General features: G+C 73.7%; 19 protein-coding genes. 11 read left to right on the plus strand and 8 right to left on the minus strand.

Annotated elements, in window-relative coordinates; all coding sequences use genetic code 11:
* Positions 1 to 74: 74 nt before the first annotated feature.
* Positions 75 to 1013, minus strand: coding sequence for a tRNA (adenosine(37)-N6)-dimethylallyltransferase MiaA (gene miaA / locus ABT084_RS19225; RefSeq protein WP_351045091.1), 939 nt, complete (start codon positions 1011 to 1013; stop codon positions 75 to 77).
* A 174-nt stretch (positions 1014 to 1187) separates the two neighbouring features.
* Here miaA and ABT084_RS19230 point away from each other — a divergent pair, with 174 nt between their 5' ends.
* Complete coding sequence (locus ABT084_RS19230; protein WP_351045093.1) at positions 1188 to 1406, plus strand: gliding motility protein; 219 nt, start codon at positions 1188 to 1190, stop codon at positions 1404 to 1406.
* Positions 1407 to 1432: 26 nt separating this feature from the next.
* Positions 1433 to 1678, plus strand: coding sequence for an antitoxin (locus tag ABT084_RS19235; protein WP_351045096.1), 246 nt, complete (start codon positions 1433 to 1435; stop codon positions 1676 to 1678).
* A gap of 153 nt (positions 1679 to 1831) precedes the next feature.
* On the opposite strand, the gene ABT084_RS19240 is transcribed toward ABT084_RS19235, so the two are convergent.
* A complete protein-coding gene (locus tag ABT084_RS19240; RefSeq protein ID WP_351045098.1) occupies positions 1832 to 2554 on the minus strand; it encodes a class III extradiol dioxygenase subunit B-like domain-containing protein in 723 nt (240 codons plus the stop codon).
* A gap of 352 nt (positions 2555 to 2906) precedes the next feature.
* Positions 2907 to 4436, minus strand: coding sequence for a tRNA (N6-isopentenyl adenosine(37)-C2)-methylthiotransferase MiaB (gene miaB / locus ABT084_RS19245; protein ID WP_502968971.1), 1530 nt, complete (start codon positions 4434 to 4436; stop codon positions 2907 to 2909).
* Between the two features lie 63 nt (positions 4437 to 4499).
* Here miaB and ABT084_RS19250 point away from each other — a divergent pair, with 63 nt between their 5' ends.
* A complete protein-coding gene (locus tag ABT084_RS19250; protein ID WP_351045101.1) occupies positions 4500 to 5495 on the plus strand; it encodes a TAXI family TRAP transporter solute-binding subunit in 996 nt (331 codons plus the stop codon).
* Positions 5496 to 5504: 9 nt separating this feature from the next.
* Here ABT084_RS19250 and ABT084_RS19255 read toward each other — a convergent pair whose 3' ends face one another.
* The 3 genes from ABT084_RS19255 to ABT084_RS19265 all read right to left on the minus strand — a co-directional run bounded on the left by ABT084_RS19255 (position 5505) and on the right by ABT084_RS19265 (position 11885).
* Positions 5505 to 6440: an ROK family protein gene (locus ABT084_RS19255; RefSeq protein WP_351045218.1), complete on the minus strand. Its 936-nt coding sequence runs from the start codon at positions 6438 to 6440 to the stop codon at positions 5505 to 5507.
* Between the two features lie 88 nt (positions 6441 to 6528).
* Positions 6529 to 7566 (minus strand): LacI family DNA-binding transcriptional regulator, encoded by a 1038-nt coding sequence (locus ABT084_RS19260; protein WP_351045103.1) that lies wholly within the window; start codon positions 7564 to 7566, stop codon positions 6529 to 6531.
* A gap of 11 nt (positions 7567 to 7577) precedes the next feature.
* Positions 7578 to 11885: a glycoside hydrolase family 38 N-terminal domain-containing protein gene (locus tag ABT084_RS19265; protein ID WP_351045105.1), complete on the minus strand. Its 4308-nt coding sequence runs from the start codon at positions 11883 to 11885 to the stop codon at positions 7578 to 7580.
* 270 nt (positions 11886 to 12155) lie between these two features.
* On the opposite strand from ABT084_RS19265, the gene ABT084_RS19270 reads away from it, so the two are divergent.
* Complete coding sequence (locus ABT084_RS19270) at positions 12156 to 13433, plus strand: glycoside hydrolase 5 family protein (RefSeq protein ID WP_351045107.1); 1278 nt, start codon at positions 12156 to 12158, stop codon at positions 13431 to 13433.
* A 42-nt stretch (positions 13434 to 13475) separates the two neighbouring features.
* Complete coding sequence (locus ABT084_RS19275) at positions 13476 to 15581, plus strand: endo-beta-N-acetylglucosaminidase (protein WP_351045110.1); 2106 nt, start codon at positions 13476 to 13478, stop codon at positions 15579 to 15581.
* A gap of 35 nt (positions 15582 to 15616) precedes the next feature.
* Here the strand turns inward: ABT084_RS19275 and ABT084_RS19280 are convergent, their stop codons facing one another.
* Together ABT084_RS19280 and ABT084_RS19285 are read right to left on the minus strand one after the other, a co-directional pair.
* Entirely contained in the window at positions 15617 to 17029 is a 1413-nt protein-coding gene (locus ABT084_RS19280; protein ID WP_351045113.1) for a sensor histidine kinase, read from the minus strand.
* Positions 17030 to 17039: 10 nt separating this feature from the next.
* Positions 17040 to 17744 (minus strand): response regulator transcription factor, encoded by a 705-nt coding sequence (locus ABT084_RS19285; protein WP_351045116.1) that lies wholly within the window; start codon positions 17742 to 17744, stop codon positions 17040 to 17042.
* A 258-nt stretch (positions 17745 to 18002) separates the two neighbouring features.
* Between ABT084_RS19285 and ABT084_RS19290 the strand changes: the two genes are divergently transcribed.
* The 6 genes from ABT084_RS19290 (at position 18003) to ABT084_RS38045 (ending at position 23263) form a co-directional block, all read left to right on the plus strand.
* Positions 18003 to 18788, plus strand: a complete 786-nt coding sequence (locus tag ABT084_RS19290; protein WP_351045119.1) for an amino acid ABC transporter ATP-binding protein — start codon at positions 18003 to 18005, stop codon at positions 18786 to 18788.
* Positions 18789 to 18870: 82 nt separating this feature from the next.
* Positions 18871 to 19728 carry a glutamate ABC transporter substrate-binding protein gene (locus ABT084_RS19295; protein ID WP_351045122.1) on the plus strand — a complete coding sequence of 286 codons (858 nt, stop codon included), beginning with the start codon at positions 18871 to 18873 and terminating at the stop codon, positions 19726 to 19728.
* 83 nt (positions 19729 to 19811) lie between these two features.
* Positions 19812 to 20486: an amino acid ABC transporter permease gene (locus ABT084_RS19300; RefSeq protein ID WP_351045125.1), complete on the plus strand. Its 675-nt coding sequence runs from the start codon at positions 19812 to 19814 to the stop codon at positions 20484 to 20486.
* Positions 20483 to 21364 carry an amino acid ABC transporter permease gene (locus ABT084_RS19305; protein WP_351045128.1) on the plus strand — a complete coding sequence of 294 codons (882 nt, stop codon included), beginning with the start codon at positions 20483 to 20485 and terminating at the stop codon, positions 21362 to 21364. The genes ABT084_RS19300 and ABT084_RS19305 overlap by 4 nt, the downstream gene beginning before the upstream one ends.
* 164 nt (positions 21365 to 21528) lie before the next feature.
* Entirely contained in the window at positions 21529 to 23136 is a 1608-nt protein-coding gene (locus ABT084_RS19310; protein ID WP_351045130.1) for an FAD-dependent monooxygenase, read from the plus strand.
* Positions 23137 to 23215: 79 nt separating this feature from the next.
* The gene (locus ABT084_RS38045; RefSeq protein WP_311314449.1) at positions 23216 to 23263 is read left to right on the plus strand and encodes a hypothetical protein; all 48 of its coding nucleotides are present in this window, start codon (positions 23216 to 23218) and stop codon (positions 23261 to 23263) included.
* Positions 23264 to 23284: the final 21 nt, after the last annotated feature.

Consider the following 23284-nt stretch of genomic DNA (forward strand, 5'->3'; position numbering starts at 1 on the left):
CCGGCCGGAGTTTGATGATGGCACGCCCCTGGGCTCCGAACAGGCGCCCGGAGCGTCCCGATGCCATCACGTGATCAGGCTGTGACCGCTCGTTCGACCAACGACTGCGCGAGTCCGGGGAGTTCCGCGCGGTCCCGCGCCGCCCCGCTAAGCCACTGGACCCGGGGATCACGGCGGAACCAGGAGTCCTGACGGCGCGCGAACCGCTTGGTGGCCCGGACCGTTTCGGCCTTGGCCTCCGCCTCGGTGCAGCGGCCCGCCAGGGCGTCCAGCACCTGCTGGTAGCCGAGTGCCCGGGAGGCGGTGACGCCCTCGCGCAGCCCCTGGGCCTCAAGCGTCCGGACCTCGTCGACGAGGCCGTCCTCCCACATCCGGTCGACGCGCAGGGCGATCCGCTCGTCCAGCTCGGGCCGCGCCACGTCCACCCCGATCTGCACGGTGTCGTAGACGGACTCGTGACCGGGCAGGTTCGCCGTGTACGGGCGCCCCGTGATCTCGATGACCTCCAGCGCCCGGACGATCCGGCGGCCGTTGCTGGGCAGGATGGCGAGGGCCGCGGCCGGGTCGGCGGCGGCGAGGCGGGCGTGCAGGGCGCCGGGGCCGCGCAGCGTGACCTCCTCCTCCAGCCGGGCCCGGACGGCCGGGTCGGTCCCGGGGAACTCCATGGCGTCCAGGGCGCCGCGGACGTACAGGCCGGAGCCTCCGACGAGGACGGGCGTACGGCCCTCGGCGAGCAGCCGGTCGATCTCGATCCGGGCAAGGCGCTGGTACTCGGCGACGCTGGCTGTTTCGGTCACGTCCCAGACGTCCAAGAGCCGGTGGACGACGCCGCCGCGCTCCTCGGTCGTCAGTTTGGCGGTCCCGATGTCCATCCCCCGGTAGAGCTGCATGGAGTCGGCGTTGACGACCTCGCCGTCGAACCGGCGGGCCAGGGCGACGCCCAGATCGGACTTTCCGGCTGCCGTGGGGCCGACGACGGCGATGACCCGCGGTGCGGGGGCTGGGCTTTTCACCGGTCCAGTCTCGCAGCCCCCGGTCAAGGCACGGCCATGTACCCGATCGAGTTACGTGACGGGGCGGGGACGGGGTCGTTGCCTTGGCGGGGTTCCAGCCGGGCGTACGCCGGGCGGTGGCCGGTCCGGCCAAGGCGGAACTTCACCCGCACGAGTAACGTTATGGGAGTAGACATGGGCGTTTTTGATCGGTTTCGCCGGAAGGCCGCGGAGGCTCCTGCCGAGGTGGCCGCGGAGGGTGCCGAGTCGACCGCCGCGGCGGAAGCCGAGGTGACCGACGAGGCCCCGAAGGCCGAGACGGAGAGCGCCGCGCCGGAGGGCGTGGAGATCCCCAAGCAGCAGTGCGCGGAGGAAGCCGCGGACAGCGAGGCCGGTGAGGGCGCCCGTACGTAGGAGTCACTGCCACTGGAAGGTGTCCCATGGGCCTGCTGGACAATTTGAAGGCCAAGCTCGCGCCGGCCAAGGACAAGCTGGGTGACCTCGCGCAGCAGCACGAGGGCAAGATCGGCGATGGTCTGGACAAGGTCGCCAAGGTCGTGGACTCCAAGACCAAGGGGAAGTACAGCGACCAGATCTCCTCCGGTACGGGCAAGGCGAAGGGCGCCCTGGGCAAGGTCGCGCACAAGGACAGCCCCGGCGGGCCGACACCGCCGGCGTCTGCTTGACGTGATCCGGAAGGGGCGCGAGGGAATTCCCCCCGCGCCCCTTTTCCGGTTCCTCGTGCGGTTCCGCTCCCGGGTTCCGCTCCCGGGTTCCGCTCCCGGTTTCGCCACGGGGCGTTCTGTGTCAGGTCGGGGCGGCCCGATGACCCGTACGGCCTAGGACCAGGCGGCCACGAAGTACCCGACCCCGTAGGGCGCGTCCTCGTACAGCAGGCGGCCCTCCAGGCCCGCGCCCTCGGCGGCGCCCGCGAGCACCTGCCAGGAGGCCCGGCCCGCCGCCTTCAGCTCGGCCGCGAGGCCGGTGTCGATGGCGGCCAGGGCCGTGACGTCGGCGGCGCCCAGCGCGCGGGCGGCGGCCTCGTCGAAGGCGGCGGCCCGCTCGTCCAGATAGCCGGGGGCCTTGAGGGTCCGGCAGGCGCTGCCGTCACCCATGACGAGCAGCGCCACCCGCTCGGCGCGGGCGGCCAGCTCGCGGCCCGTCTCCAGGCAGCGGGCGGCCTCCAGCGGCTCCTCGACGCCGAGGCCTTCGACCGGCGCCCCGGACCAGGCGGTGTGGCCGAGCAGCCAGGCGGCGACGGACAGGGACGCGGGGAGCGGGCGGGCGCCGTCCGGGAGGTCGCCCTCCGGTGCTTCGCCCAGGCGTACGTCGTCCGGGACGCCGAAGGCGTGGAAGCCGCCGCGGGCGCCCTGCGGGTACGGGCCCCCCGCGCCCGGGCCGGCGGGGCCGACCACGACCAGCCGGTCGGGGCGGGAAGCGGCGAGCACCGCGAGGGCGTCGGAGCAGGCGGTGCGGGCGTCGGCGAGTTCGCCGGCGGCTCCGGCGGCCACCGAGGGCACGAGGAGGGGCGGAGCGGGGCAGACGGCTGCGGCTACGAGCATGATCGGCAGCCTAGCCCCCGGGCCCGCCGGTGCCCCTCCCCCGGTTCGGCCGGGCCGCCGGACCCGCCCCTGAACCGGGCTTCGCGCCCGCCGCGATGCGGGTCGGCGAGCGGCGGGGCGGTGAGTGACCGGCCTGCGGCCGGGGTGCCTCCGGCGGCGCCTCAAACGCCGGCGGGGCTGGGGGTTCCACCCGGCCTGCGGTCGGGCCGAGGGCACCGCGCAACCCGAAGGGGAGGCCGACAGCAGGACCGGGCACCCAGGGCCCGGCACCTCAAAACGCCGGCGGGGCTGGGGGTGCCAGCGGGGCCGGGGGTGCCGACGGGGCGGTGACCGGCCCGCGGGCGGGGGCGCGTCAGGGCGTGGGGGCCGCGCAGCCCGCGGTGGTCGGGGGGAGCGGGGTCGGGACGCCCAGGGTGGGGATGCCCAGCATGACGCCGGCGGGCTGGGGCGGGGCGGCGTTGCGCTTCTCCCACGCGTCGCCCGCGCGGGTGCGGCGGACCGACAGTGTCGGGCCCTCGGCCAGCAGGTGGTGCGGGGCGGCATAGGTGATGTCCACCGTCACCACGTCACCGGGGCGGACGTCCTCGTCCGGCTTGGTGAAGTGGACCAGGCGGTTGTCGGGCGCGCGCCCGGACAGCCTGTGCGTGGCGCCGTCCTTGCGGCCCTCGCCCTCCGCGACCATGACCTCCAGGGTCCGGCCGACCTGCTTCTTGTTCTCCTCCCAGGAGATCTCCTCCTGGAGCGCCACGAGCCGCATGTAGCGCTCCTGGACGACCTCCTTGGGGATCTGCCCCTCCATGTCGGCCGCCGGGGTCCCGGGCCGCTTGGAGTACTGGAAGGTGAAGGCGTTCGCGAAGCGGGCCTCGCGCACGGCGTGCATCGTCTGCTGGAAGTCCTCCTCGGTCTCGCCGGGGAAGCCCACGATGATGTCGGTGGAGATGGCCGCGTGCGGGATGGCTGCGCGGACCTTCTCGATGATGCCGAGGAACCGGTCCTGCCGGTACGAGCGGCGCATCGCCTTGAGGATCGCGTCCGAACCGGACTGCATCGGCATGTGCAGCTGCGGCATCACGTTCGGCGTCTCGGCCATCGCCGCGATCACGTCGTCCGTGAAGTCCCGCGGGTGCGGCGAGGTGAAGCGGACCCGCTCCAGGCCCTCGATCTGTCCGCAGGCGCGCAGCAGCTTCGAGAAGGCCTCGCGGTCGCCCATGCCGGAGCCGTAGGCGTTCACGTTCTGGCCGAGCAGGGTGATCTCGGAGACGCCCTCGGCGACGAGGGCCTCGATCTCGGCGAGGATGTCGCCGGGGCGGCGGTCCTCCTCCTTGCCGCGCAGCGCCGGGACGATGCAGAAGGTGCAGGTGTTGTTGCAGCCGACGGAGATCGACACCCAGGCCGCGTACGCGGACTCGCGGCGGGTCGGCAGCGTGGACGGGAACGCCTCGAGCGACTCGGCGATCTCGACCTGCGCCTCCTCCTGGATCCGGGCGCGCTCCAGCAGCACCGGCAGCTTGCCGATGTTGTGCGTGCCGAAGACCACGTCCACCCACGGGGCCCGCTGGACGATGGTGTCGCGGTCCTTCTGGGCGAGGCAGCCGCCGACGGCGATCTGCATGCCGGGACGCTTGGTCTTCATGGGCGCGAGGCGGCCGAGGTTGCCGTACAGCTTGTTGTCGGCGTTCTCGCGGACCGCGCAGGTGTTGAAGACGACGACGTCGGCGTCGCCGTCGCAGCCCTCGGGGGCGCGGACGTATCCGGCGCCCTCCAGCAGACCCGAGAGCCGCTCGGAATCGTGCACGTTCATCTGGCACCCGTACGTGCGCACCTCGTACGTGCCCTTGGCTTCCATGACGTCCACTGCTCCACCCGGCTCCACGCTGCTCATGTGACAAGGGTAGGCGCTCGGCGCGCCGTGACAGGACGCCGGTCGGCTGGCAGGATCGCGGCCATGCTCCTCGCACGCGACCCGGTCCGCAGGCGCCGCGCCCTGCGGGGCCTGGTGGCCGTGCTGGCCGTGCTCGGGGTGCTGCTGTGGTGGCTGTGGCCCTTCGGCCCGGCCGAGCTGCGCGGGCGGCTGGTCTTCAGTACGGGCGTGCGCTCCGGGGTCTACCAGCGGTACGGGGAGCTGCTCCAGCAGGAGCTCGCCACCGACGTGCCGGGGGTCGACGTACGGCTGGTGACCAGCGAGGGATCCCAGCAGAACCTGGAGCGGGTGGCCGGCGGCCAGGCGGACTTCACCGTGGCGACCGCGGACGCGGTGGCCAAGTACAAGCGCGACGGGAAGCCCGGTGCGGAGCACCTGCGCGGGGTCGCGCGGCTCTACGACGACTACGTGCAGCTGGTGGTCCCCGCGGTGTCGAAGATCCAGTCGGCCAAGGACCTGCGGGGCAAGCGGGTCGCGGTCGGCCAGCCGGGATCCGGGGTCCGGCTGATCTCCGACCGGATGCTGACGGCGGCCGGACTGGATCCGGCGCGGGACATCACGGCCGTGCCCATCGGCATCGACACGATGCCGGCGGAGCTGGAGGCCGGGCGGATCGACGCGTTCTTCTGGTCGGGCGGGCTGCCGACCAGCGCCGTGCGGGGGCTGTCGGAGCGCTTCGAGATCCGGCTGGTGCCGCTCGGGGATCTGGTGCCCGCGCTGCAGCGCGGCGGCAGCCCGACGCACTACTACCGGGCGGCGGTGATGCCGCAGGACGCCTACGCGCGGGCCCGGAACACCTCGGCGGTCGCGACCCTGGCGGTGCCGAACCTGCTGGTCACCACGGACCGGACCGGGCAGGAGCTGACCGAGGCCTTCACCAGGACCGTGATCCTCAGCCGGGACCGGATCGGCCACGAGGTGCACGCGGCGCAGCTCGTGGACCTGCGCACGGCGATCTACACGGAGCCCCTGGACCTGCACGAGGGCGCGAGCCGGTACTACCGGTCGGTCAAACCCTGAGGGTGCAGCTCAAGCCTCCGCGCCGAGCAGCATCGCCGCCGAGGCGGCGGCCCCGATGAGGCCCGCGTGGGTGCCGAGGGTGGCCGGGACCACCTGGAGGCCCTGGACGAAGGAGAGCGTCGCGTACGAGGCCAGGTGGGCGCGGATCGGGCCGAGGAGGGTGTCCCCGGCGGCCGCGACCCCGCCGCCGATGACGACGATGTCCGTCTCGACCAGGGTCGCGGTGGCCGCGATGGCGGCGGCCAGGGCGCGGCCCGCGCGGTCGAAGGCGGCCAGGGCGACGGGATCGCCCGCCGCGGCGGCCGCGGCGACGCCCGCGGCGCTCCGGTCGGCCCCTTCGGCGGGGGTCCAGCCCTGGTCCAGGGCGCGCCGGGCGATGGCGGTGCCGGAGGCGAGGGATTCCACGCAGCCGCGGCCGCCGCAGGCGCACGGTTCGCCGTCGAAGGCGACGCTGATGTGACCGATGTGACCGGCGTTGCCCGTGGGGCCGGGGTGGAGCTGGTTGTTCAGGATCAGGCCTCCGCCGACGCCCGTGGACACGACCATGCACAGCGCGTTCGCGTGCCCGCGGGCCGCGCCCAGCCAGTGCTCGGCCGCGGTCATGGCCACGCCGTCGCCCGCGAGGACGGTCGGCAGCCGCGCCCCGTGCCGCTCCAGCTCGGCGACGACCCGGTCCAGGACCGGGAATTCCCGCCAGGCGCCGATGTTCACCGGGCTGACGGTGCCCCGCGAGGTGTCCACGGGGCCCGCGCTGCCGATCCCGCACCGCACCGCCGAGGGCCACAGCGGGGACCGGGCGAGGTCGGCGACGACCTCGGCGACGGCCGCCATCACGGCCTCGCCGTCGGTCCCGCGCGGGGTGGGGCGCCGGGTGGTGGCGCTCATCGTGCCGTCGGCGTGCACCAGCGCACCGGCGATCTTCGTACCGCCGATGTCGATGGCCACGGTCGGCCCGGCGGCCTGGGCGGCCGCGAGGCGGGGCGCCGGGAAAGCGGAGGTGGGAGTGGTCACGGGAGGCTCCTGGGGTTCTCAGTCAGTATGCCGTCGGCGGCGGAGCCGTACTCTCGCGGGGCTCCAGCCTGGGCTGTTCGCCCTGCCGGGCGCGCGGGGCGCCGCCCGCCAGGACGGCGAGGAGCTCCTCGGCGGCGAGCCGGCCGAATCCGGCGGTGTCGCGGACCAGGGCGGTGAGCCGGGGGTGGGTGACCCTGCACAGCGCGGAGTCGTCCCAGGCGACCACGGAGAGCCGCCCGGGCACGGCGATGCCCGCCTCGGCGGCGACGGCGAGCCCGGCCACGGCCATCACGTCGTTGTCGTAGACGAGGGCGGTCGGCGGGAGCGGCCCGCGCAGCACCCGCCGGGTGGCCTCGGCGCCCTGCGCGTCGGAGTAGTCGGTGGTGATCGAGGAGACCTCGGCCCCGGTGAGGCCGCGCCGGTCGGCCTCGGCCCGCAGCGAGGCGATGCGGCGGGCGGTGTGGGCGAGGCCGGGCAGGCCCGCGATGTGGGTGATCCGACGGTGCCCGAGGGAGTGCAGGTGGTCGAGGATGCGGGCCATGGCTCCGGCGTCGTCGGCCCACACGGAGGACAGCACGGCGGGCTCCGGGCCGCCCGGGGCGCCGACGGTGACGGCGGGCAGGCCCAGCCGGTCGAGGAGGCGCGGGCGCGGGTCGTCCGTCCGGGGGTCGACGACGAGCACGCCGTCCACGCGCCGCTCGGCCCACCAGCGGCGGTAGAGGGCGCATTCGGCGTCGAGGTCGTCGACGACCTGGAAGAGCAGGGCCGTGCGCTGGGCGGCGAGGACCTCCTGTATCCCGGAGACCAGCTGGAGGAAGAAGGATTCGACGCCGAGGGTGTGCGCGGGGCGGCCCAGCACCAGCCCGACGGCGCCGGCGCGCTCGCCGGACAGCGCGCGGGCCGCGATGTTGGGCTGCCAGCCCAGCTCCTCGGCGACGCGCCGGATCCGGGCCCGGGTGTCCTGGGAGACGCCCGGGCGGTCGTTGAGCGCGAAGGACACGGCGCTTTCGGACACCCCGGCCTGGCGGGCGATGTCCTTGATGGTGGGTCTGCGGGCCATGGCCTGCCTCTTCATCCTTCGGGTGCGTGCGGTGCGGGCGGCGCGGGGGGCGCACCGGCCACACGGAGGGCAATGGCCGGACCGTACGCGATCCTGCCCTGGCACACCGCCTTGACCGCGGCCCAGTACGTCCCCGGCACGGTGCCGGGCGGCGGGTGGACCTCGAACTCCAGCTCGGCCGGGGCTCCGTCGGGCACGCGCAGGGGCAGGGTGGCGGGCCCGACGAGCCGCCGGGTGCCGTGCGGGGAGACGAGGTACGCCCGCCCGGTCAGCGGGGTGCGCGTGCCGACGGCGCCGATGGTGGCCCGTACGACGGCCCGCGCGCCCGCGGTGACGCACACCTCGGCGTCGGGCGCGGCCACCCACAGCCCGGCCGGGGTCTCGCCGCCGGGGACGGTCACGGTGAGCACGTCCTCGAAGCGACCCGCGGGGGTGGAGGCGAGCACCCGGACCAGGTGGTCGCCGGGCGCGGCCGCCGGGCCGGGCTGGACGGCGAGCGTCCGCCGCACGTGCCCGCCGGCGGGCAGCTCGGCCTCGTGGACCGTCCAGGCGGTCCACCAGCCCTCGGGCGGGAGGACCTCCAGGCGCACCGGGCCGCCCGCGCCGTGGGCGGCGAGCGTGACCCGGGCCTCGCGGGCGGTGCCCTCCACGGTGACCGTGCAGGGGGCGTCGCCGAGGGGGGCGGTGCCGGTGTTGTGCAGCCAGTAGCGGCTGAAGACCGGCTGGTGGGGCTCCTGTTCCCCGGTCCGTTCCGGCAGCGGGGCGCGGGCCGGGAGCAGGACGGTGGTGGTCGCACCCGCGGGGACCGCGCCGCCGAAGGGGCGCAGCGGCCGGTCGAGGAGGTCGGCTTCCACGGCGGTGCCGACTTCCGCGGGGGCGGGGGTGGAGGTGGTGAGGCGGGCCCGGGCGGGGCTGCCGTGCGTTTCGCGCAGCCGCACGGCGAGGTCGCCCGTCGTGGCGGCCCGTTTCACGGTTTCGACGAGGACGCGGTCGGCGGCTTCCACGGCGAGCAGGGAGCGGGCGGCCGGATGCGGACCCGGGGCGGGCGCCGCCGTGACCGCGGTGAGGGGTTTGCTGAACTCCCGCCCCAGGCGGACCAGGTCGGCCGCGCGCCAGTCACCGTCGGCGGCGATCAGGGCGTGCTCGAAGACGTGGGTCCAGTGCTGGAGCTGGAAGGAGCTGCCGTCGGGGGCGGTGCGCCGGGGCGGGTCCATCCACGCGCCGCTGGGGCGGCCGGTGCAGGAGCGCATGAGGGAGCTGTGCAGGCGGCCCGCGGTGTCGACGGCGCATCCGGGGGTGCCCCGGCCGAGCAGGGCGACCGTGCGGTCCTCGAAGGCGGCGTGTTCGGCGGCGCCTTCGGCCGGGAGCGGGTGGTGCGCGTCGATCCGGCCGGCCTCGGCGAGGGCGCGCGCGAGGGCGGCGGCCCCGGCGGTGACCACCAGGACGGGCAGGTCCCGTACGCCGGTCAGGTCGCAGCCGGGCCGCCACACCTCGCGGAGCGGGGCCCGGGCCGGAATCCACACGGTGGAGTGGTGTCGCAGGGCGTCGGCGTACGTACGGTCGCAGGCGGCCAGGACCTGTGCGGTGAACGCGTTCTCCGCGGGTCCGCCGAGGGCGATCCGGACGTCGGGGAGGCTGCTGTCGACGGCCAAGTCCCCCCACCGCGGCCCTGCCGGCCGGGTCGGGGCGGCCGTGACCCCGCGGTGTCCTAGCGCGGTGACCAACTCCCGCAGCCCCGCCGGGGCGCCCGCGTCCGGCAGGACGATCTCCGCCGCGCCGAGCGCCCGCTGTCCGGCCGCGTCCCCGTCGGGGCCGGTCAGCGCCGCGCGGAGGGTGGAGGAGAGGGCGAACCAGTTGAGGCAGGCGCTGTCCAGGGTCCAGGGGGCCCGGGTGTGGTCGGCTCCGGTGTCGGCCTCGGGGAAGGCGAAGCCGCGGCCGACGGCCGAGGCGGCGGTCTCGGCCACGGGGAGCGCGCCGGGCACATCGGCGGGAACGCGCAGCCGCAGCAGCTGGTCGCTGCCGTCGAACGCGTCGACGCGCGTGGTGAGTTCGACCCGGTCGAGGCCGTCCCAGAGGGTGGTGGTGCGGGTCCAGCGGACGGGCCCGGTGCGGCCGGTGGCCACGATCCGCGAGCCGAGCGGGCCGCGTTCGGTGAGGCAGGTGAGGGCGGGCGCGGCGCCCGAGCCGATGCCCGGGCCCCGGGGCAGCAGGTGCCAGGGGCCTTCCCCGAAGGAGGGGTGCTGGTCGTACTCGTCCTGCACGACCAGCTCGTCGACCTGGCCCTCGGTGAACAGTTCGCGGCCGGTGCGCCGGTCGCGCAGGCGGGCCAGGCCGCCGCCGCGCGCGGGGTCGGCCTCGGCGCGGAAGGCCTCGTTCTCGATGGCGAGCCCGGGCGCGGGCGCCCAGCCGCCGGACCGGGCGGGGCCGTCGGCGGTGAGCCACCAGGTGCGGTGGCCGAGCGGGGGGACGTCCGCGGCGAGGAAGGCGACTTCGGCGGTGCCGTCGGCGACGGCTTCCAGATGGACGGGGGTGCTGCGGCCCGCGGCGTCGCACAGGGCGATGCGGCGCGGGTCGGCGGGGCCACCATCACTGACGGCGACACCGCCGTCGCCGTCGCCGTCGCCGTCGCCGGAGAAACCGTCGCCGCCGAGTGCCGCGAGGTCCACGGTGGCGCGGACGAGGTCCGTTCGCGTCCAGGACAGCGGGTTGTGCACGGTGACCGCGAGGCGCGCGCTCAGGGGGGCCGGCGCGCGGGTGTCGGCGGCCGCCGTCAGGGCCCTCAGGGCGCCCGTCCGTACGGCGTCGGCGAGGTCCTGGGCCTCGCGCCACGTGGGCAGCAGGTCCAGGTAGACCTGGTCGGAGAAGGTGCCCGTGACGGCGTCGTGATGCGCCGCGTGAAGGATGTGACGCCAGGCCTTGTCGAGGGTCTGGCGCGGATAGTCGGCGAGGCCTTCGGCGCAGGCCAGAGCGGCGAAGGTCTCGGCTTCCTCGACGAGGTTCTCGGCCGCCCTGTGAGCCTGTTTCACATCGATGTAGGTGACGTCCTTGCCGGTGTAGACGGGTCCCATCTCACGGGTGACGGGGAGCGGTTCCTCGCCGCGCGCGGCGAGTTCGGCCCGGACGGCGTCGAAGTGGGCGCGCGGGCCGGAGTGTTCCATGCGCGGCCAGCAGTAGCGGCGGTTCCATGCGTGCTGGACGTCCAGGCCCCAGCGGTGCGGCCAGGAGAAGTCGGTGCCCATGGGGATGAGGACGTTGCGGGTGGTCGCGCTCTGGCGCAGCAGCTCGTACAGGTCCAGGAGCTGCTCGGCGGCGCTCTGCGCGTCGGGTGCCTGGTGGGAGAACCAGCCCGCCGAGTAGTGGGCGGGCAGGTAGTGCAGCAGCAGCCCTTCGCCGCTGGGCGCGATCCATTCGTACTCGGCGGGCAGCTGCATGGCGGTCGGCGCGCGCAGCGCGGCGCCCCAGGTGTCCATCATCGGCCCCCAGTGGTGGTGGGGGCCGCGGGCGATGACCGCCGAGTCCAGACCCGCGCCCGCCATCAGCGCGGGGAAGGACGGGTCGTGACCGAAGACGTCGAGCTGCCAGGCGGTGCGGGGGTCGGCGCCGAGGGTGCCGCGGTGCAGGGCCTGGCCGTGGAAGGTGCTGCGGACGGTGGATTCGGCGGAAGTGAGGTTGGTGCTGGGCTCGTTGTAGGTGCCGCCGACGATCTCCACGCGGCCTTCGGCGATCAGGGCGAGCAGCTCGGCGCGCTCCTCGGGGTGGCTGTCCCACCAGGGCTTGAGGTAGTCGACCTCGGAGAGGACGAAGGTGTACGCCGGGTCGTCGCGGGCCTGTTGGAGGTGGAGCGGGACGAGGGTGAAGGCCGGTACGCCGGTGTACTCCCAGCCGCGCGCCGGGGCGCCGGGCGCCGCCGGGCCGTCCCACAGGGCGGTGTAGGCGGCCTGGGTGTTCCACCACATGGGGTCGTAGTGGAAGTGCGGGACCAGGCGGACGGTCCAGCCGGGTTCGGCGACGGTCAGCTCGAAGGGGCGCGCGGCGAGCGGGCGGCCGTCGGCGGAGGCGACCGTGACGGTCGCGGGCAGCCGCGCCCCGGGGGCCGCTCCGGGCGTGCGGACGGCGACCTCGACGGTGGCGTCCGCGGTGTCGGCGCGCAGGATCCGCGGGTGCGGGGTGGAGACGCCCGGGCCGCGCACGCCGACGTACAGCGGCCCGGCCGGCCCGGGCCGGTGGATTCCGACCCGGACCACCTGGAGCGGATCACCGGGAGAGCCGGTGAAGAGGGCCGGGGTGGCGACGGACATGACCGAGATACCGCTGTCCATTTTCCGCACGCTTCCTTGTCCACGGCCATTGAGGAGGTCAAACTAAAGCGCATTAGTCACGCCAGCTTCCCGTTCCAGAACCCTGCTGTCAACGGGACTGAAGCGCATAAGTACCGGATTACCCCAGGCCCGGGACTTTGATCCCCCGACTGCGGGGCGTTCGGCGATATGGGCCCTGTTGACTTTCCCCCGGAGAGGACGGCAGCGTGGGGCACCCCGGCGAATTCCCGAGATGCACGACGCCCCGGTTCCTCCGACTCCAGGACACTCATGCACCACGCTGCCGTACCCGCCCCCCGTCCGCGCGGCCTCCGGTTCGGGGCGAACTACACGCCGACGCGCGGGTGGTTCCACCACTGGCTGGACTTCGACCTGGACGAGGTGAAGGCGGACCTCGACTCCCTCGCCGCCCTCGGCCTGGACCACGTACGGGTCTTCCCGCTCTGGCCTCTCTTCCAGCCGAACCGGACCCTGATCCGGCCGCGCGCCGTCGAGCAGCTCGTCGAGCTGGCCGACGCGGCGGGCGAGCGCGGTCTCGACGTCACCGTGGACGGCCTCCAGGGCCATCTGTCGAGCTTCGACTTCCTGCCCGCCTGGACGCGGACCTGGCACCGGCGCAACCTCTTCAGCGACCTCGAGGTCGTCGCCGGGCAGGAGGAGTACCTGCGCACGCTCGCCGCCGCCCTCGCCGACCGGCCGCACTTCATCGGCATGACCGTGGGCAACGAGGTCAACCAGTTCTCGGACGCCCCGCACCCCGACCCGGACCGGATCACCCGGGAGCAGGCGGACCGCTGGCTGGAGCGGATGCTGGCCGCCTGCGAGCGGGGGGCGCCGGGACGGTTCCACCTGCACGCCGCATACGACGCCGCCTGGTACCAGGACGGACACCCTTTCACCGTGGCGCAGGCGGCCCGGCTCGGCGCGGCCACCGCCGTCCACTCCTGGGTCTTCAACGGCACCGCCCAGCGCCACGGCCACGCCGGAGCGGCGACCGAGCACCATGCGGCCTACATGATCGAGATGTCCAAGGCCTGGGCCACGGATCCGCGCCGGCCGGTCTGGCTCCAGGAAGTGGGCGCCCCGGCCCCGCTGATCCGGCCCGAGCACGCCGCCTCCTTCACCGAGGCCACCGTGGCCAACGCCCTGGACTGCGCGGACCTGTGGGGCGTGACCTGGTGGTGCTCGCACGACGTGAGCCGCGAGCTGGCCGACTTCCCGGAGCTGGAGTACGGCCTCGGCCTGCTCACCAACGACCGCGCCGCCAAGCCCGCGGGCGAGTCCGTCGCCCGGATCGCCAAGGAGTGGCGCGGCCGCGAGCACCGCCCCGCGGTTCGGTCCACCGCGCTGGTGGCCGATGTCGGCGGGGCGCTGGCCGCTCCCCGGCGCTCGGTGTGCGCGCCCGGCGGCGCGTTCTTCGAGGCGTGGGCCGTGCTGGCCGCCCAGGGCGTGCGCCCCGCGGTGGTGCTGGCCGACCACGCCGAGGACCGGGCCCATCTGGCCGCGCGCGGGATCACCGAGGTGGTCCGCGTGGCCGACGTCCATTGACCGCACCATGCCACCCCCACTCCCCCTCTTGAGGAGACCTCCATGTCCGAGACCGACAACGGCGTCGACGCTCGTTCCCCACGGCCCACCCGGCGCGGACTGCTGCTCGCGGGCGCCGGGGCCGGAGCGGGCGCGCTGCTGGGCGGGCCCGCCCTGAGCGGCGTCGCCTCGGCGGCTCCCCGGGCGCCGCTGGCCGCCCCGGCCGACCCGGCCCCGTACGCCTCGTACTGGTTCCCGGACTCGCTCCCGGCGGGCAGCCCCGGCGCGGGGATCGTGTGGCGCTCGCTGAAGCAGTGGCGGGCCGAGAGCGACCCCGATCTGGCCCACAACACCGCGACCGTGCCGCTGGCCTCCCGGTTCACCCCGGTGGCGGCCAACGCGACGGCCCGGGCCGGGCAGGCCCGGATCTCCTCGCTGGTCTCCTTCGGGCCGACGGCGGGGAACCCGTCCCAGGGCAGTGCGAGCGCCGACTACTACGCGCTGACGCACTGGGCGTACCTCGACGAGCTGGTCTTCTGGGGCGGTTCCGCCGGCGAGGGCATCGTGCTCGCGCCGAACGCTCCGGTCATCGACGCGGCGCACCGCAACGGCGTACGGGTGCTGGGCAATGTGTTCCTGCCGCCGGTGGCCTACGGCGGCGACCTCCGGTGGACCCGCGACCTGGTGCAGCAGGACGCCCTCGGCCGCTGGCCGATCGCCGAGAAGCTGGTGGAGGTGGCCGCGGCCTACGGGTTCGACGGCTGGTTCATCAATGCGGAGACCGACGGCGGCGACAGCGAACTGGCCACCCGGATGCGGGGGTTCCTGCGCGCGCTGCGCGCGGCCGGGGAGCCTAAGGGGCTGCGGATCACCTGGTACGACGCGATGAACAGCACCGGCCGCGTCGGCTGGCGGGGCGCCCTCGACCCGTCCAACCAGGATTTCTTCGAGGACCGCCAGGGCAAGGTCGCCGACACCATGTTCGTCGACTTCCGCTGGACGGCGGGCTCGCTGGCCTCCTCGGGCGCGCTCGCCGGGCAGCTGGGGCGCGACCGGTACGAGCTGTGGGCGGGCGTGGACGTCGAGTCGGCGGGGTGGAACACCGATCCCGGCTGGGACGCGATCGTGCCGCGCGGGCGCGATCACGTCGTCAGCTACGGCTTCTACCGGCCCGAGTGGACCCGCAACCACCTCACCGACCGCTCCCCCGGCGCCTTCCACGCGGCCGACGACCGGTTCTGGACCGGGGAGTCCCTGGACCCGTCCCGGCCCGCGGCGGGCAGTGCCTGGCGGGCCCCGGCCACCGTGGTCGCCGACCGGTCCACGGTCACCGCCCTGCCCTTCGCCACCACCTTCAACACCGGGCACGGGCTGCGCTGGTACCAGGACGGCAAGGTCACCTCACCGGCCCCCTGGAACCACCTCGGGCTCCAGGACCGGCTGCCGGGCCGCCGCTGGGCCGTGCGGAGCTCCGGCGCGCGGCCCGCGGTGACCCTGGACTTCGCGGATGCCTGGCGCGGCGGTTCCAGCCTGCTGGTCGCTGGGGCGCTGGCCGCTCCGGCCACCGTCGGGCTGCACGCGACGCGGCTGCCGCTGACCCGCGCGAGCGTGCTGGAGCTGGTGCACCGCACCGATTCCGGCGCGGTGGACGTGGAGGTCGGGGTGGCCGTGCGCGAGCCCTCGAAGCCGGGCGGGGAGGTCCCGTACACCTGGCTGAAGGCACCGGCGGCCGGCGGCGTCCAGGGCTGGCGGACCTCCCGGGTGCCGCTGGCCGCGCTGGCCGGGAAGACGGCGTACGGCCTGGCGGTCCGGCTGACCGGGCGCGGGGGTGCTGCCGTGCGCTGGCGGCTGGGCAGCCTCGCGGTGGCGGACGCGGCGCAGACGCCCGCGGCTCCGGGCGCGGCGGGCGTGGACGCGGCGGTCCGGGAGGGGGCGAAGGTGTCGCTGCGCCTGTCGTGGCAGCGGGCGCCGGGCGCGGTGCGGCACTACGAGCTGTACCGGGTGCTCGCGGACGGCACCCGGAGCTTCCTGGGCGGCACCTGCGGTACGGCCCTGTACGTGCCGGGGCTGGAGCGGTCCGGGCCGGAGCCGAGGACCGCCTTCGAGGTGCGGGCGGTGGGCGAGCTGTTCACGGTATCGCCGCCCGCCGGCGCCTCGTACACCTGGTGACGCACCGGCCGGCCCGCGCCGGATGAGGGAGCGCGTCAGGACGCGTGGGGCCCGGTGCGCGGCACCGTGACCGTGACGCGCAGCCCGTGCGGCGGGTTCGTCTCGTACGAGAGGGACCCGCCGCCCGCGGCCAGCAGGGCGCGGGAGATCGACAGGCCCAGCCCCGAGCCCTTGACGTTCTGGTGGCGGCCGCTGCGCCAGAACCGGTCGCCGACGCGGGCCAGCTCCTCCTCGGTCAGGCCGGGTCCCCGGTCGGCGACGGTCACCAGGACCGAGCGCGCCTCGGCGGTCACCGAGACCCGCACCTCCTCGCCCGCGGGGGTGAACTTGAGGGCGTTGTCGATGACGGCGTCGAGGGCGCTGGACAGCGCGATGGGGTCGGCCCAGCCGGTGACGGCCGTGCGGCCCTCCTCGGTGAGCCGGACGCCCTTCTCCTCGGCGAGCGGGCGCCAGGCGGCGACGCGCTCGCCGGTCAGCTCCCCGATGTCGGTGAGGCTGATCTCGGCGGAGGCGTGCTCGGCCAGCGCCAGGTCCAGCAGGTCGTCCAGGACCTGGGTCAGGCGCTTGCCCTCGGTGCGCACCGAGGCGATCTCCTCGTTGCCCTCGGGGAGTTCGAGGGCGAGCAGCTCGATGCGCAGGAGCAGCGCGGCGAGCGGATTGCGCAGCTGGTGGGAGGCGTCCGCGACGAACGCCCGCTGCTGCTCCAGTACCTCTTCGACGTTGTCGGCCATCTCGTTGAACGACCGGGCCAGGCGCCGGAGTTCCGGCGGGCCGCCACCGGCCGCGACGCGCGAGTTCATCCGTCCGGTGGCGATCCCGTGGGCGGCCGCGTCCAGGGTGCGGACGGGCTTGAGCACCCAGCTGGTCAGGCGCAGCGCGGCCCCGAAGGCCACGAGCATCGCGGCGCCCAGGCCCCCGATGATGAACAGCCAGCCGCGCAGGGTGCTCGCGCGCATCCGATCGGTGGGCGATTCGGTGACGACCACGGCGACGACATCGCCGTCGAGGACCACCGGGGAGGCCACGAGCAGTTTCCCGCCGCGCTGCCAGGGCCAGACCTGGGCGGGGTCGTGGCTGCGCCGGCCCGCGAGGGCCTCCTCGAAGGCGCGCCGGCCCTCGCCGGTCTCGGGGAGCTGCCACCAGCCGGGGGCGCGGGCCATGGCGTTGTCGTCGCGGTAGAAGATGCCGACCCGGATGCCGTACAGCTCCTGGTAGCGGGCGAGTTCGAGCTGGAGGGTCTCGCGGCGGTCGTCGGAGCCCTTGTCCCCGGAGCCCTCGGAGTCGATGACGAACTGGGCGAGGGCCGCGAAGCGGGCGCTGTCGTCGATCCGGTCGACGACCACGCGCTGCTGCTGCGCGGCGGCCAGGCTGACCGCGAGCGGGAAGCCGAGGGCGAGCAGGGTGCCCGCCATCAGGATGACGAGCAGGGGCAGCAGGCGGGTGCGCACGGCCGGTCCGTTAGGGGGTGGGCGGGGCGACGAGCCGGTAGCCCACCCCGCGGACGGTTTCGATGAGCGCGGGCATCGCGAGCTTGGAGCGCAGCGAGGCGACGTGCACTTCGAGGGTGCGTCCGGTGCCTTCCCAACTGGTGCGCCAGACCTCGCTGATGATCTGTTCGCGCCGGAAGACCACACCGGGGCGCTGCGCGAGGAGCGCGAGCAGGTCGAATTCCTTGCGGGTGAGCGGGACGTCGGTCCCGTCCACGCAGACGCGCCGGGTGGGCAGTTCGATGCTGACGCGCCCGAAGCGGACGACGGCGGGGGCGCCGCCGGGTGTCGTGGAGCCGTCGTCGGAGACGCCGGTGCGCCGGGCCACGGCGTGGATCCGGGCGAGCAGCTCACCGGTGTCGTAGGGCTTGGTGACGTAGTCGTCGGCGCCCATGTTGAGGCCGTGGATGCGCGAGCGGACGTCGGCCCGCGCGGTCACCATGATCACGGGGGTGCTGGTGCGCTTGCGGATCTTGCCGCAGACCTCGTAGCCGTCCTGGTCGGGCAGGCCGAGGTCGAGCAGGACCACACCGAAGGGCGGGGCGCCCGCGGGCAGCAGGGCCTGGAGGGCCTCCTCGCCGTTGCGGGCGTGCGTCACCTTGAAGCCGTGGCGGGCGAGGATCGCGGACAGGGCCGCGGCGACGTGGTCGTCGTCCTCCACGAGCAGCAGTCTCATGCGTCCCCCTTTCCTCATCCCGGTATGTGGGCAAACATGGCCACCATGCATCCACGCCGATGCGGAGCCCCACGTCAAGGGGGTTCAGGTCCGGCGCGCCCACCGTTATGCACCCGGTACGGGTACGACGAGACCGTACACGGAGCGTGTCGGGTCGAGGCCGGATCGTTATCCTCAATTCTCGCTCAGATGTGATGACGGTGTGCGCATTGCCTCATTACTGTCCTCCCCAACCGAGGTGGACGGAGCAAGAGGCCGATGAGCGGAGTATCAGTGACCGATGGCACGCAGGACGCGGCGCCGGCCGCGGACGGCCTGGTCGTACTGAGCAACGTCAACAAGCACTTCGGCGCGCTGCACGTGCTTCAGGACATCGATCTGAGCATTGCCCGCGGCGAAGTCGTCGTGGTGATCGGCCCCTCGGGGTCGGGCAAGTCCACGCTGTGCCGGACGATCAACCGGCTGGAGACGATCGATTCGGGCACCATCACGCTCGACGGCCGCCCGCTGCCCGCCGAGGGCAAGGCGCTGGCCGGGCTGCGCGCCGATGTCGGCATGGTGTTCCAGTCCTTCAACCTCTTCGCGCACAAGACGGTGCTGGAGAACGTGATGCTGGGCCAGCTCAAGGTCCGCAAGACGGACCGGCCCGCGGCCGAGGAGAAGGCGCGGGCGCTGCTGGACCGGGTGGGTGTGGGCACGCAGGCCGACAAGTACCCGGCGCAGCTGTCCGGTGGCCAGCAGCAGCGCGTGGCCATCGCCCGCGCGCTCGCCATGGACCCGAAGGTGATGCTCTTCGACGAGCCGACGTCGGCGCTCGACCCGGAGATGATCAACGAGGTGCTGGAGGTCATGCAGCAGCTCGCCCGGGAGGGCATGACGATGGTCGTCGTCACGCACGAGATGGGCTTCGCCCGCTCTGCGGCCAACCGGGTGGTCTTCATGGCGGACGGAAAGATCGTCGAAGAGGCCACGCCGGACCAGTTCTTCAGCAATCCGCGCAGCGACCGCGCCAAGGACTTCCTGTCGAAGATCCTGCACCACTGACGCCTTCGTCTGGTAGTGATCCGGTCGACGGGGAACATCGTCGCCCGTCGTACAACAACGTCTCATCCGAGGGAAGTTCACCATGAAGGTTCTGAAGGCCGGCGCGGCCGTGGCCATCGCCGTCGCCCTGACGCTGACCGCCTCCGCCTGTGGCAGCAGCAAGAAGGACGACACCGCGAGCGACGCGGGCAGCTCGGGCGGTGCCAAGAAGGACAAGATCGTCATCGGCATCAAGTTCGACCAGCCGGGTGTGGGCCTGAAGACCCCCGACGGCAAGTACGCCGGTTTCGACGTCGACGTGGCGACCTACGTCGCCAAGGAGCTGGGCTACGCGCCGGACCAGATCCAGTTCAAGCAGGCCGTCAGCGCCGAGCGCGAGAACCTGATCTCCAACGGTGACGTCAAGTTCATCGTCGCGAGCTACTCGATCAACGACAAGCGCAAGGAGAAGGTCGACTTCGCCGGCCCGTACTTCCTCGCGCACCAGGACCTGCTGGTCCGCGCCGACGACACCTCGATCACCAAGCCCGAGGACCTCAACAGCAAGAAGCTGTGCTCGGTCACCGGCTCGACCTCGGCGCAGAACGTCAAGACGAAGCTGGCCCCCAAGGCCGACCTTCAGGAGTTCCCGGGCTACTCCGAGTGCCTGACGGGCCTGGAGAGCAAGGCCGTGGACGCGCTGACCACGGACAACTCGATCCTGGCCGGTTACGCCGCGCAGGACAAGAACAAGGGCAAGTTCAAGCTGGTCGGGCTGAGCCTGAGCAACGAGAACTACGGCATCGGTCTGAAGAAGGGCGACAAGGAGCTCCAGACCAAGATCAACGCCGCCATCGCGAAGATGGAAGCGGACGGTTCCTGGGAAGCGGCCGTGAAGAAGAACTTCGGTCCGGCCAACTACAAGAACGAGCCGGCCCCGCAGATCACCGAAGGCAAGTGATTCATCGGTGAGGTGCGTCGCCGCCCGCCTGTCACGGGCGGCGCCGCACCTCACCGGCCATCCTGGGGAGAGCGCAGGGCATCGTGTTCGATTTTCTTGATTCCGGGCAGTACGACCTGCTCGGAGCCTTCTGGGTGACGGTTCAGCTCACCCTCTACTCGGCGGCCGGATCCCTGGTCTGGGGCACCGTCCTGGCCGGGATGCGGGTCAGTCCCGTCCCCCTCATGCGGGGCTTCGGCACCGCCTACGTCAACGTGGTGCGCAACACGCCGCTGACCGTGCTGATCATCGGCTGCTCCCTGGGCCTGAACCAGACGCTCGGCATCACACTCGGCGGCGGCAACTTCAAGGACATCGGCTTCCGGCTCGCCGTCCTCGCGCTGACCGCCTACACCGGCACCTTCGTCTGCGAGGCACTGCGCTCGGGCATCAACACCGTGCCCGTCGGCCAGGCGGAGGCGGCCCGCGCGCTGGGGCTGAGCTTCTTCCAGGTGCTCACCCTGATCGTGCTCCCCCAGGCCTTCCGGGCGGTCATCGGACCGCTCACGAACGTACTGATCGCCCTCACCAAGAACACCACGGTGGCGGCGGCCATCGGCGTGGCCGAAGCGGCCCTGCTGATGAAGGAAATGATCGAGAACGAGGCGCAGGCCCTCTTCACGGTCTTCGGCATCTTCGCCCTCGGCTTCGTCCTGCTGACCCTGCCCACCGGCCTGATCCTCGGCTGGGTGGCCAAGCGAGTGGCGGTGAAGCGATGACCTCCGTGCTGTACGACACGCCGGGCCCCAAGGCCAAGGCGCGCAACTGGATCTATTCCGCCGTCTTCCTCGTGGTGCTCGGTCTCGCCCTGTGGTGGATCCTCTCCACCATGTCGGACAAGGGCCAGCTCGACGGCGACAAGTGGTCGCCGTTCCTCACCGACGGCGAGATCTGGACGACCTGGCTGATCCCGGGTCTGCTGGAGACGCTGACGGCCGGCCTGATCGCCATGGTCATCGCACTGCCGCTGGGCGCGGTGCTCGGCATCGGCCGGCTCTCCGACCACGCCTGGGTCCGTCGGTCGGTCGGCGCCTTCGTCGAGTTCTTCCGCGCCATCCCGGTGCTGATGCTGATGCTCTTCGGGTCCGCGCTGTACGTGCGGTTCAGTGACGTCAGCTCGGAACTGCGGCCGATCTACGCCGTGGTGACCGGCCTGGTCCTGTACAACGCCGCGGTCATCGCGGAGATCGTCCGGGCGGGCGTGCTCTCGCTGCCCTCGGGCCAGACCGACGCGGCCAAGGCGATCGGCATGCGCAAGGGCCAGACCATGGTCTACGTGCTGGTCCCACAGGCCGTGACGGCGATGCTCCCGGCGCTGGTCAGCCAGCTCGTGGTGATCCTCAAGGACACCGCGCTCGGCGGTTCGCTGCTCGGCCTGGCCGAGCTGCTCTCGATGGCCCGGCAGATCTCGGCCAACTACAGCAACACCATCCCGTCCCTGGTGGTGATCGCCGCGCTCTTCATCGCCATGAACTTCGCGCTGACCACGGCCGCTTCCGCGCTGGAGAAGCGCCTGCGCAAGTCGAAGAAGAGCACCGGCGCGACGGTCCACATCACCGAGGTCATGGACGCGGGCATGGGCGGCGGCGCGGTCTGACGCGCGCCTGACACCCGGTCAGTATGATGGCGTGATCCCTGTGGTGCGGCGGAAGTCTTCCGTCGCACCACAAGGCGTCACACCTACCAGTGTCACTTGACGCATGCGCATTCAGTGGGTTGCATACGTTCTGTGATCGCATACCGGACATCGGGAGCCGTGCCGTGGACCCGGTGATCGTCGTGGGCGCGGGACCGGTCGGACTGACCCTCGCCCTCGCCCTGGCCGGCGCGGGCGTCCCCTCCGTCGTCCTCGACGAAGGTCCGGGCAAGGAGGAGCCCCGCCCCGCCCGCACGGTCGTCCTGCATGCCGACACCGCCGCGATGGCGCACCGCCTGGGCTGTACGACCCTGCGCGACGAGGGCGCCCACTTCGCGGCCTGGCGCACCCTGCGGCGCGGCCGGGACACCCAGCGGATCACCTTCGAGGACGGCGCCGCCCCGCTGCACCTGCCGCAGCACGCCCTCACCCGGGGCCTGCGCGACGCCGCCGTGGCGCACCCCTTGGTCCAACTGGTCACCGACAGCCGCCTCGACGCCCTGGAACAGGACGCCCTCGGGGTCACCGCCCACACCCGGGGCGGCGCGGCCACCTGGTGGCGCGGCAGCCATCTGGTCGGCTGCGACGGCGCCCGCTCGACCGTCCGCAAGCTGCTGGGCATCCGCTTCCCCGGGCGCACCGCCGTGGAGCGCTACGCGGTGGCCGCGCTGCGCACCGAACTCCCCTGGCCCGGCGAGGCCCTGCTGCACCGCGGCCGCCCCGGCAAGAGCCTGGAGGTGACGGCGCGGCCGCTGCCCGACGGGGTCTGGCGGCTGGACTGGCTGCTGCCGCCGCGCGGCGACCTGGTCACGCCCGACGCGCTGATCGGGATGATCCGCGACACCCTCGCCACCTGGTGCGGGGGCAGCACTCCCCCGTACGACCTGATCGACACCGGCGTGTACACGCTGCACCACCGGCTCGCCCGGCGCTGGCGCGACGGCCGTGCCTTCCTCGCCGGGGACGCGGCCCACCTCCTGGGCGCGCTGGGCACGCAGGGGGTCGAGGAGGGGCTGCGGGACGCCGAGAACCTGGCCTGGCGGCTGTCGCTGGCCTGGCACCAGGGCGCCTCGGAGGCCCTGCTCGACGGGTACGAGGCCGAGCGGCGCACCGCCGTCGCGGCCCGCCTGCGCGCCGCCGACCAGGCCATGCCCGTCCTGCGCGGCGGGGGCGGGCTGCGCACGTACGTCCCGGGCGCCGCGCGCAGCCACGAGACGCTGCTGACGGACGGCCACTTGGGGCGCGGGCCGCTGGGCGCGCCCCCCGCGTACGCCCCGCCCGTCGCCGTCCGCGAGGTCCCGACCGACACGCCGCCCGGCGGCCCGGCGGCGAACGTCCCCGTGACCGCCCCGGACGGGGCGACCGTACCGCTGCGCGACCTGCTCGGCCGGGGGCGGCTGCTCGTCCTCCTCGTCGCCCCGGGGACCGGGGTGTGGGACCGGCGGCACTGGGTCGGAGCAGGGCTGATGCCCCGGCTCGCGGCCGCGGTCAGCGCCCTGCCGGTGCGCGCCGAGCTGCTGGTCGCCGACGGATATCCGGGGGCCGCCGCGCACACCGTGCTGCTGCTGCGCCCGGACGGCCACCTCGCGGCGACCTTCGCGGGGGTCCGCCCGGCCGAGCTGTACGACGCGGCGGACGCGGTACGGGCGGGCGCCCCGGGGGACGCGCTGCCCGCACTGCCCGCCCCCGCGCCGCGAGCCCTGCCCGAGGCGTCCGCCACACCCCACCCGTGATCGATTGACCCTCAAGTCCGCTCGTGCTTCACTCGCGGACATGACCGGTCACGACGTACGCCTGTGGCGGAGGGTCCATATGGACCTCCTCCGCTATGCGGGCTGCGTCTGTCGTCCTTCCTGCTGACTCGCCTTCTTCCCGCGCGCC

Origin of the sequence: Streptomyces sp. NPDC002138 (assembly GCF_040296485.1) — a bacterium.
In the GTDB taxonomy this organism is placed as follows: domain Bacteria; phylum Actinomycetota; class Actinomycetes; order Streptomycetales; family Streptomycetaceae; genus Streptomyces.

Bases quoted from the DNA above. Each gene is read 5' to 3' on its own strand.
- ABT084_RS19270 (WP_351045107.1), top strand. From the start codon at position 12,156: ATGCACCACGCTGCCGTACCCGCCCCCCGTCCGCGCGGCCTCCGGTTC.
- ABT084_RS19235 (WP_351045096.1), top strand. From the start codon at position 1,433: ATGGGCCTGCTGGACAATTTGAAGGCCAAGCTCGCGCCGGCCAAGGAC.
- ABT084_RS19295 (WP_351045122.1), top strand. From the start codon at position 18,871: ATGAAGGTTCTGAAGGCCGGCGCGGCCGTGGCCATCGCCGTCGCCCTG.
- ABT084_RS19290 (WP_351045119.1), top strand. From the start codon at position 18,003: ATGAGCGGAGTATCAGTGACCGATGGCACGCAGGACGCGGCGCCGGCC.
- ABT084_RS19285 (WP_351045116.1), bottom strand. From the start codon at position 17,744: ATGAGACTGCTGCTCGTGGAGGACGACGACCACGTCGCCGCGGCCCTG.
- ABT084_RS19275 (WP_351045110.1), top strand. From the start codon at position 13,476: ATGTCCGAGACCGACAACGGCGTCGACGCTCGTTCCCCACGGCCCACC.
- miaB (WP_502968971.1), bottom strand. From the start codon at position 4,436: ATGAGCAGCGTGGAGCCGGGTGGAGCAGTGGACGTCATGGAAGCCAAG.
- ABT084_RS19250 (WP_351045101.1), top strand. From the start codon at position 4,500: ATGCTCCTCGCACGCGACCCGGTCCGCAGGCGCCGCGCCCTGCGGGGC.
- ABT084_RS19265 (WP_351045105.1), bottom strand. From the start codon at position 11,885: ATGGACAGCGGTATCTCGGTCATGTCCGTCGCCACCCCGGCCCTCTTC.
- ABT084_RS19260 (WP_351045103.1), bottom strand. From the start codon at position 7,566: ATGGCCCGCAGACCCACCATCAAGGACATCGCCCGCCAGGCCGGGGTG.
- ABT084_RS19240 (WP_351045098.1), bottom strand. From the start codon at position 2,554: ATGCTCGTAGCCGCAGCCGTCTGCCCCGCTCCGCCCCTCCTCGTGCCC.
- ABT084_RS19230 (WP_351045093.1), top strand. From the start codon at position 1,188: ATGGGCGTTTTTGATCGGTTTCGCCGGAAGGCCGCGGAGGCTCCTGCC.
- ABT084_RS19305 (WP_351045128.1), top strand. From the start codon at position 20,483: ATGACCTCCGTGCTGTACGACACGCCGGGCCCCAAGGCCAAGGCGCGC.